The organism is Arthrobacter sp. ISL-30 (assembly GCF_018613855.1).
GTDB lineage: Bacteria > Actinomycetota > Actinomycetes > Actinomycetales > Micrococcaceae > Arthrobacter.
Genome location: NZ_JAGGPK010000068.1, coordinates 1 through 9716, shown reverse-complemented (window position 1 = coordinate 9716; position 9716 = coordinate 1). Strand labels below are relative to the sequence as shown.

General features: G+C 62.1%; 6 protein-coding genes and 2 pseudogenes. 3 read left to right on the top strand and 5 right to left on the bottom strand.

What is annotated here, in order from left to right; all coding sequences use genetic code 11:
* Together J7E82_RS20390 and J7E82_RS20385 are read right to left on the bottom strand one after the other, a co-directional pair.
* A partial coding sequence (locus J7E82_RS20390) for an IS701 family transposase (protein ID WP_214865998.1) occupies window positions 1-586 on the bottom strand: 586 nt, incomplete at its 3' end.
* A 1667-nt stretch (window positions 587-2253) separates the two neighbouring features.
* The gene (locus J7E82_RS20385) at window positions 2254-3081 is read right to left on the bottom strand and encodes an alpha/beta hydrolase (RefSeq protein ID WP_214865996.1); all 828 of its coding nucleotides are present in this window, start codon (window positions 3079-3081) and stop codon (window positions 2254-2256) included.
* Window positions 3082-3412: 331 nt separating this feature from the next.
* On the opposite strand from J7E82_RS20385, the gene J7E82_RS20380 reads away from it, so the two are divergent.
* Together J7E82_RS20380 and J7E82_RS20375 are read left to right on the top strand one after the other, a co-directional pair.
* Window positions 3413-4015 (top strand): HipA domain-containing protein, encoded by a 603-nt coding sequence (locus J7E82_RS20380; protein WP_214865994.1) that lies wholly within the window; start codon window positions 3413-3415, stop codon window positions 4013-4015.
* A 99-nt stretch (window positions 4016-4114) separates the two neighbouring features.
* Window positions 4115-5398 (top strand): HIRAN domain-containing protein, encoded by a 1284-nt coding sequence (locus J7E82_RS20375; protein ID WP_214865992.1) that lies wholly within the window; start codon window positions 4115-4117, stop codon window positions 5396-5398.
* Between the two features lie 1651 nt (window positions 5399-7049).
* On the opposite strand, the pseudogene J7E82_RS20950 reads toward J7E82_RS20375, so the two are convergent.
* A pseudogene (locus tag J7E82_RS20950) lies at window positions 7050-7181 on the bottom strand (DUF2188 domain-containing protein); the annotation flags it as partial.
* A 148-nt stretch (window positions 7182-7329) separates the two neighbouring features.
* Here J7E82_RS20950 and J7E82_RS20365 point away from each other — a divergent pair.
* A pseudogene (locus J7E82_RS20365) lies at window positions 7330-8359 on the top strand (AAA family ATPase).
* 345 nt (window positions 8360-8704) lie between these two features.
* On the opposite strand, the gene J7E82_RS20360 reads toward J7E82_RS20365, so the two are convergent.
* Together J7E82_RS20360 and J7E82_RS20355 are read right to left on the bottom strand one after the other, a co-directional pair.
* Window positions 8705-8848 (bottom strand): hypothetical protein, encoded by a 144-nt coding sequence (locus J7E82_RS20360; protein ID WP_214865990.1) that lies wholly within the window; start codon window positions 8846-8848, stop codon window positions 8705-8707.
* Window positions 8849-9382: 534 nt separating this feature from the next.
* A complete protein-coding gene (locus J7E82_RS20355; RefSeq protein ID WP_214865988.1) occupies window positions 9383-9565 on the bottom strand; it encodes a hypothetical protein in 183 nt (60 codons plus the stop codon).
* Between the last annotated feature and the right edge of the window lie 151 nt (window positions 9566-9716).

The window sequence follows — 9716 nt, the reverse complement described above, 5'->3', positions numbered from 1 at the left end:
CCACCCAGGACGCCGGCACCCCGGCGTCCAAGGCACGGACGAGCATGTCCGTGGCCTGCTCCGGCTTGGTCTTGAACTCCCGGCCCGAGGGGATCCCGGCCGCGGCGCAGCGCTCGGGGTCCTCGGTCCAGGCCTTGGGCAGGTAGAGTTCCCGGTCCAGGAACGTGCGCCCGTGCTTTGTGGCGTACGTCAGGAAAACCCCGATCTGGCAGTTCTCCACCCGCCCGGCCGTCCCGGAGTACTGTCGGGCAACCCCGGCCGAGCGTTGGCCCTTCTTCAGGAACCCGGTTTCGTCGATGACCAGCACGCCCTCGGGGTCGCCGATCCGTTCCACCACGTAGGAGCGCAGGTCATCCCGCAGTCCGTCCGGGTCCCAGTCCGTGCTCGAGAGCAGCCGCTGCATCCGGTCCGGGACCCTGTGCCCGGCCCGCTCCGAGAGCGTCCAGGAATTCTTCCGCTCCTCCTCGGAGAGCAGCCCCTTGATGTACTCCACAGCGTTCGCCCGCGGTTCTGAACGGGCGAACCTGGCCCCGACCAGATCCCCGATCTCCGCCAGTCCATCGGCCCATTCCTGTACGTCTGCCACACAAATATCATCGCCCACCGCCAAGGATTAACACGTCCACGCGCAAGGAGCGCGGTTAAAACGCCGACGGATAACAAAATAAACGCGACTGTAGTAATAGGCGTTGTTTGCCGGCGTCATGGCGGCCGGGCAGGATGAAGCGCCAGGTGCCGAGTGTCATTGCGGCGAGGATGTCTTCGTGGAGGGGGTCTCGTTGGCCGTAGGGTCTGCGCGTGGTCGATTTGAGCGCGCGGCGCCGGGCGTCAGGGATGTCGCGGCTGTCGACGCGGAGGAGCAGGGCGCTGGGCTCGATGAGCCAGTCTAGTGAATGCAAGCGGCCGGTGTCGGGATTTGTCTGCGAGGCGTTCCATTGGCATAGCTGCTCGTCGATGGCGTTGCGCAGGACGACTTCAAAGACGTGCAGGGCTTCGTAGACGGCACCTGAGAGGTCGATGTTCCACCTGTAGAGTCGGTGGCTTCATGCAGGGTTGGTGTTTCGCGGATGTAGGGTGCAAGGCGCTCGGGGCTGATCCTTTGTTGGAGGACCAGTTCGATGGGTTTTTGGTGCGCTGCGGCCATAGGACTAAACTGTAGAGGAAGACAGGGGCAGGTTCCCTGTTACGGATTACTGAGGGTCCCGCGGCCAGGCGCCGTGGGGCCCTCAGCCGTATCAGCACAATCGTCATTCTGGTCGCACTCAGTGCCTTAGCCTTCATGGTCCTTGCGCCCAGCGGGATCAGCTCGCGCGCCAGAAACCCAAGTGCAACCAGCCCGACCGTTTCCGGATCGGAGGGCTACGCCAGCACGACGTCCACATTTCATGAAGTCCTCAACGAGGTAGAGGGAACCGCTACGGGTAGGAACATCACCTATCAAACGCCCTCCGGCACCGCCCAGGCCTCGGACGAGAAAGTGCCATTGGCCAACAGCAAAACCCTGAAACGCGGTATCACCCTCAATACTTCGTTTATCTTTCTGCGCAAAACACGAGTTCGAGGGCAGGATCACATGCATCATTACGGTGAATGGAAGAGAGGGTCCCTTGACAGCGGTAGCAAACCGGATGTGGGCGGCGAATGCATGACTGGCTACTACACCACGCCCACCTCTGCCAGACCAGCGGCGACTCCATCAGACTTTCCTAGGCCCTCCTCGGGAAAGGAGTCACCCAGCTGAGGTAACAGCCCCACAGTGGCCCCCAACACCCGCCGTAACGGGGAAGCAGCGCCTGCCCGAGCCAGCCGAGCTGCTGCCCGGGCTCGCCGTGGATGACGGCGAGCGGTGAGCGCGGACCTTGACGCGGCGATGAAGGCCAGCAGGCTAAGCCATCTCACCGCGGTCTCCGGCGAAACTTCTCAGATAGGTGCTGCAAGACTCGCCCAACTCACGCTCGACTCGCTGTAACTATTGGTGCTGCTGGATAGCCTCAGACACGAGACCGGATGTCACGTTCCTGATGTACCTGGGGTGGCTTGTGAATTAGTGGAATATCCGACGCTACCGTTCCGTTGGGCTCGTCTGGTGGGAGTCCGTGCAATGGGAAAAGTTGGAGACACTGGGGCAGGTGTGCACGGGAATGTGCTCTTGCGGCGTCTGGACGCCTTCCGCCGGGGACTTCCACCTGGCCATTGACGTGAAGCGTGTGTGGTGAGCGGCCGGAACGCGCGTGTACTCGGCGTCCTGAGCCCTCACGGGCACCCAATGGCCGCCCCGCCGCGGCCAGCCACGTCGACGAGGGCACCGACGAGTTCGGGACCCAGTCCCAGTGCTGCATCATTGTGGTTCGCCGCCACTACCTCCACCTCGATGACGTAGTTTCCGGCGTCCCGGGCCGCCTGAGCCACGTCCCGGCTCTGCTGTGCGGGCACGATGGTGTCCGCGCTCCCGTAGACCACGGCGGTCGGGATGTCCGCTCGCACTACGTTCTCGCGTACCGGGTAGTGATCGCGAAGCATCCAGCCCACCGGCACGCCGTAGGCTGCCCGGCCGACGTCGGCGAGCGAGGTAAAAGGTGAGCGCAGCAGCATCGCGGCTGGAGGGTGCTCGATGGCGAGCTCCGTAACCACCCCGGCGCCGATGCTCTCCCCGAAATAGACGAGCGAGCCCGCCGGTACTCCTGCCGCACCTGTCAGGAACTCGCGAGCGGCGCGGACATCGCGCGCGAGACCGTCCTCGGACGGGTACCCGGGATTCGCCGCGTAACCGCGATAGTCGAAGATCAGCACGCCGAACCCGAGCTCGCTGATCGCTCGTCCCAGCCCTGCCCGATAAGCCCGGTTGCCGCCGTTGCCCGGTGCGACGAGAACGGTCGCGCGGCAACCGACTGCGGCTGGCAAGTACCAGGCACCGAGCTCGAGGCCGTCACTCGTCGTGAGCGTGACTTCCTGGGCTCCGGGCAACAGCTCGGCGGCCGGGCGTGGCTGGCCGCGGTCGGGAAAATAGATGAGCGAGCGTTGGAAGAACCACGGCATGCCAATCAGGAGCCCGACGACGACGAACACGGTCGCGAGCGGCATGATCCTTCGCACCGTCAACTTTTTCGCCACCGTCTTATGATCGCAGAGCGGTTCGCGCCGCACACGGCGCGTGACCCACGACTCGCCGGCGACCCTCGTTGCGCTTTTGATGTGGCGGCTGTGCCTGAGGCGGTAGCCTCGCGATTCAAGTCTGCGTGACGTCAGGTGTCGATGTCCGAAGCTGTTCGGAAGCACACTAAGGGATGGCTTATGGGCACTGAAGCGCCATTTGGAGTTGCGAAAAGGGCCGCCACTTATCGTTGTGATCCACAGCTCAGCCAATCGACGACCATCCGTTCAGCGGTCGACAAACGACCGTTTTCTGAACGCGGTGGAGGATGATATCGAGACGTTCATCCGCGCACTTGCCTACCAGTGGGCGATTTGGGGGACCGACGCCCACGCCAAGAACTACTCCCTCGTGCTGGCCGAGGGAGCGGTGCGCCTGGCGTCGCTATACGACATTGCGTCGTTCCTGCCCTACGCCAAGACGGGACCGGACGCGAAGTCCGTCCGCCTGCCGATGCACGTGGGCCGCGAATATCGCGTCCGGTCGATCCGGCGGGAGCACTGGGCGGACCTTGCCGTTAAAACTGGCCCGGACCTAAAACTGGCCCGGACCCTGAACTCGTGTGTGGCCTGGATTACCTCAACCCCAGTGGCGCTCGAAGCGGTAATCTCCGAGTTGCCGGACGGAGCGATTCAGTCAGGGTTCGCGGACAGGCTCCTTGAAGGCGTCAACAGGCACTGCCGCCAAATCAACGGTAACGATGTTTGGCCAGGCGAACCACGACCGAAGCCCGAGCTGTATCGTCTAGAGCCGAAGGGACGGGTGTTCGGGTGGGCTTCTTCCCCGTCCGACTGCCGATATCCCAGAGTCGATCATGCAGCCGGCTTGATGCTGATCATGAACGCAAATCGCGTCACACGATGAGCTTGATCGGTTACCGTTCACTGACTCGGATGATACTGACGAGGGGAGAGTCTTCTAAACGGTTGACCGCATAAACAGGCAACTGCTGGCAGGATGACTATGGGAGAGCAGATGGTGACGGATCACAGGCTGGCAGCAGCACCAAGTAAGGAACTGGGGGACTCGATGGAGAAGTACTACCTGCCGGGAAAAGACACTTGGCACAACGCCGAGATCGTGGGGGAGTCCTACCGCGAAGCTCAGATCACGGCAGCCTTGGGGCGGCGGCCCAAATTGGACGAAGAGATTGAACAGGTCGCAGAAGCCCTGCTGATCCCGGAACCGGATAACCCCCACGACGCGAACGCCATCTCGGTCCGCGTCCGTGGCCATGTAGTCGGCTACTTGCCGCGGGAATTGGCGGACGCGTACCGGCCCGCCCTTCACCGCATTGCGGCGAGCGGGCTGGTCGCGACGACGACTGCCAGAATATGTGCTGTGGTTCGAGAGCCGTGGAACGGCGACAACACGCCAAAGTTTTTTTCGAACATCCGGATTTACTTGCCGGAGCCTAACCAGATTCTTCCGCTTAACAACGACCCCTGGAACGCTGTCGCCATCTTGCCTTGGGGTGGAGCTTTGCAGGTCACGGGGGAGGACAAGCACTTCGACTATCTGTCCAACTACGTGCCTAAGAGCGGCGACGGCCTGGTATTACTTACGATGCATCGACTTGTGCAAAATCTGAAGAACGGGACTGAAAAGAATCTTGTAGAGGTGCGCCTCGACGGGGAACGAGTTGGTCAACTTTCCGCCGTAACTTCCGGGCACTATTTGCCGACTATCGCGCACACCGTTGATATGGGTCGAGAGTTGGGTATTTGGGCCAAGATTAAGGGGTCTGGGCTGGCTGTTGAGCTCGTGATCCAGGGAGCGCGGGCCAGCGAACTAAACGGCGACTGGGTCCAGAGGCTTCCAACCCTTCCTCAACTTATACCCGAGGCGCAGATCTACAACGTACCCCCTGCCTTTAGAGAAACTGAGCGCGCCCTCGGCCGTCAAGGCCCAGCGACCCAACCGACGTCCACCCCGCGTCCACTGCCCGGCAGTTTCCCCGTGCCCAGTATTACGCCCGCGCCTGCGCCTACGGGCCCAGGAACCGAGCCCGTCAAGGGCCCAGCGATACTAACGGACAAGGATAGGAAGCACAGCCCTGTCATTCATCGCGCGGCAGGGGTAGCTTTGATCATCATCGGAGTCCTCGTGGGCGGGCTTCTCGCTGCTATCCCCGGAATAGGGCCCGTTTTGTTCCTTGGCTGCCTGACAGTCGGCATCATGGGCAATGTCCGATTCCGCAGGGTCGCCAAGGCGCTTGAAGCAGAACGCGCCCAGCTGAGTCCGTAATAGGTTGGTTGCGAGGACCTGCCCAGCGGTCACAGGATGAGTATCAAGCGGCAATAATCTGTTGACTCGGGGTGACTCGACAAACTGGGCTGCCCTATGCCGTTGCCCGCCGATGCTCATGGCTAGTGGGTCGGACTGTCGGCCGGTTAGACCGGTTCCTGCACGTTAATGGATGAGATGTTTGGAGAGGAGAAATGAACTGCCCATGATGCTCATCTATTTTCAGCGCGTGCCAGCCCCCTGTCTTGGTGCCAGATCGGGGACGTCGTCTGTACCCAGCCCAGACAAATGCGCAGGGAGCTTCTGGGCCTAGATGAGCCTGCCATGAAAAAAAATTTGCCGCACCCGGACTGGCGCGGCAGTCGTCTGAAGAGTTCTGCAGTATGGGCAAAAAGGAAGTGTGGACAATGTCCACACTTGAGGCTTCGGATCGGGTCGTACCAGTGCCGGACTGGGCCGGATTGGCTATGTTTTCTGGAGTTCCCAGTGTTTGCAAGGGCTGGAATGCAGTTCGAGTCCCACCTCGGGCACAGTGTTTCCCCTGCTCAGGGGCTTTTTAGCCCCTGAGTGTGGACATATTGTGTTGTGAGGGGCCCCCTCGGGGGCCTTTTTCATTGTTGGCAGGTTGCCTCCTTGCCTTCCTGAATCGACGGTGCGTCCTTCGTTACCTGTTCATGGACGTCCGTGGCCTGGGCAACATGACTTGAGAAAAATCTGGCCCGGGCTTCTTTTCCGCGTCGTTGGTCGGTCACTGGGTCCTCCTATCCGGTTTGTGGTGTCTTCCTGCTTCTTCATCGTTGTCTCCGGCGTCTACTGCATGACGCTGTGCATTTTGGTGGGTGTTCGGGCGTGAGGTGCCGGCTGCACTGTTTGTTCTTCATACCTGTTCATTGCCTCCGCGGTGGACAACTACATGACGCTGGGGGTTTGGAGTGAGCCGTCCCGAGCCGTGGTGCCTGCTGCCTGGCTGGTTGTTCATATCCCTTCATTGCCCACGGTTTGCATAGCAGCATGACGGAAGTCGAGGTGAGTTCATGTGTCTGCACAGGGATCCGCTGATGGCCGATGGGGGTGGGGGTATCTTGAAGGGCATGGCCAAGCTTTTCGTGGGCGGGCAAGCCGGGCACCAAGAGTCCGTGTAGCCGGACAGTGAGCCCGTGCATTGATGGACATCCCTGGCGTACGACCAGGGGCCGCTTATGCCCGCCAGTGTAGCCCTAAGGGCACCCTTAGTGGGGCGGAAATAGGGCAGGCATATGGCTATCCAGGGGGCAGTACTCGTGGATTTCCTCCAGCAGGGGAGTAGCTGTGAGGTGTCGCGCTCAAGGACCGGCCTACGCGACTGAATGTCCGAAGTGCGCTGCACTGCACAATCATCTAGGTGGCGCTGGTGTGGTCACGGCTGGGTGAATAGGGGTGGGGTGCTGGCCCAGCAGCTCTGGATAATTCCTCTCCAATGTGTCCCAGTTTCGGGAGCAAATCGGATTAGTCCAGCCACTGCATCATGCAAACAAGTGCGTGAGGTTGTAAACCTCATCAGGGAGGACATGCCGTAGATTTCCTTTGCCGAGGAGAACGCAGAAGGCCGGCTCACAATAGTCGGCCCTTCTTGTTTCACCGGCATCGCTGCGCGATGGCGTGAACTGCCGGATCAGCCCGGGACATTCCGGGGATTATTGCTGTAGCTGTTCTTGGAGCCGATCTTTCCGTCCTGGTTCTTGATGACGTGCTCCACCTTGTGGGCCTGGGCAGCGTCCCGACCTGCAGCTTCTGCCTCATCCTTGGTGCCGTAGCCAGCACCGAAAGCACGGCCAGTGCCGCATTATCCAACGGAGACTGCCTGTACCGCGTGGATATTACGACCAAAAGGGAGTTGATACTGGTGAGGCCAACCCCACCCAGGTCGGGAAATCGAGTACTACAGTGGATGCATGGCTCCCAGCCGCCATCCGCTCGACGACCTGCGGGAAACCATCGGCCATCTGGCCGATCAGCTCAAGCTGCCCGGTTCGGAGCGCGTCGACGACCTGGTCGGCGATCTCATCGGTGCGAGGCCCGGGCCGGCCCGGCCGCTGTCCGAGGTGCAGGCCGAGCTCGACGCGCTGGTCGGACTGGAGACCGTGAAGGAACAGGTGCGGGCCCTCGTCGCACTGCTCCAGGTCCAGGCCCGCCGTAAGGCGCACGGCCTGCCGGAGGTGGCCACATCACAGCATCTGGTGTTCCTCGGAAACCCGGGCACGGGAAAGACCACCGTGGCGCGGCTCCTGGCCGAGATGTACCGCGCGGTCGGTCTGCTGCAGAAAGGCCACCTGGTCGAGGTCGACCGTTCGGGCCTGGTGGGGCAGTGGCGCGACCGCCATCAAGACGGACCGGGTGATCCGGCGTGCGCTGGACGGCGTCCTGTTCATCGACGAGGCCTACGCGCTGGCCCCGGAGGACGGCCGGATGGACTTCGGCCCCGAGGCGATCGAGGTCCTGCTCAAGCGGATGGAGGACCACCGCCACCGCCTGGTCGTGATCGTGGCCGGGTACCCGCGGTTGATGGAGTCCTTCTTGCTCTCGAACCCCGGACTGCGCTCCCGGTTCGCCCGCGAGATCACGTTCCCCGACTACTCCGTCGACGCACTCGAGACGATCTTCCACCAGATGCTGGCCCAGCACGAGTACACGCTGGAGCCGGGTGCGGACCAGATGCTGCGCCGCATCCTCACCGGGCTCCATGCGGGCGAGGACTCCGGCAACGCACGGTTCGCCCGCACGCTGTTCGAGCAGGCGCTCAACCGCCAGGCGCTGCGGCTGTCGCTGGACGAGGAACAAAGTCTCGACGCGCTCGATCGTGAGGCCGTCATGACGCTAACCGCGGACGACATCGTCGAGGCCGCGCTGGCGTTGGGCGAGGAGCCGGAGCCGGAACCGACGCAGGAACCGGAGCAGCCACGCTGGTGGCGCTGGCTGGTCTGACCGGATCTGCGGCGGCTGTCAGGCGAATGCCCGTCCCGTCCCCGAGCGGGAAAAAGCACAACTAGTCCACTGTCGTGCAACCGGCTTCGGCGGCGGCACGCCTTTGCCCGGGTATCCCCCATATCCCGCTGGCCGCGTGACCGTCGCCGGTTCCGGGGTTCGCGCCACCCTGAGCACTGAGCTGACCCGCTCCCGCTCAAAAAGGGGGAAGCCGGCACCCAGTGAAGATGAGCTGTTGCAGTTTCGGGCGCTCTGCCCCTGAAACGGGGCAGGTCCTGTTCCGGGGATCCGGCTGACGCCGGATTCCAGTGGGCGCGACGCGCTGCAACTGTGGAACGGGCCCGGTCAGGACGCGCGCCGGAAGTGGCCAGGCTTCACTTGGATCAGAATGGGGAGCGCCAGCTGGACAGGGACGGACCCGACGGGCTCGTCGAGCAACTCGTTGATCGACGTCTGCCCTTTCAATTCGCTGGCCTCGTCCCTTTCCATGCGCTGACTTTAGTCAGGATCAGGCGGCTGTGTAGCGTAGACACGCAGGAAGCAGCAATAGGGGCGTGGACGCGGCGTGTTGCCGCGACCCCATCCGGCACAAACATGTTCGTTAGCGCCGGATGTCGTCGGTCCCGTCGGTGTCGATGCGTTCCTTGCGGACTTCCTCGGTGACGGTGTCAGCGCAGATTCAAATCAAGAGTTCCCTGACAATGGAAATGCTGGTTGGCATGCTGGCTCTGTGGTGCAACAGGGGATCTTCGGTTGCGGCCCGGCCCAGCTCGTATCACTTCTGCCAGAGTTATCGGCGCCCTCACACTGGAGCGGAGGGGCTTACGGGGGAACCATTTGTGCCAGACCTCGGCCACGACTTCCGTGCTGATGGGCTTTCCTTTGACGATGAGGCGGGTAAAGTCTTCAGCCTCCGGGTCGTACTCGTCCCTCGGCGCCCCGAGGTCCAGGACGCCGAGCAGGTCATGCTTGTTGAGGCAGGCTGTGACTGCAGCGCGACCATGAAGCGAATGCGAGCCAGAATCAGGCAAAGGTGTCATGGCCTCGACGTTCGATAACGTCGGCGAGTGCACGGAGCCGGCGCGTCGCGGCTGACGCGTTACCGAGAACGTAGGTTGCGAATTTCGGATCGTCCGTTGCCTCGACTAATCGCAGCGCGTCAATTTGCAGCTGCGACATGGTTTCGATCGCAAGAACAATTGTCAATGGCCAATGGTTTCTGCCCATAGGCGGCCAGTAAATGTACCCGCTGGTGGCCAGTAAAACTGCCCGGTAATGGCCAACAGATCTGCCCACTGATTGGTTCGGCGGGTATCGGCCAATGCGGTTGGGTTTAGTTCAGTTGGGTGACTCCCTT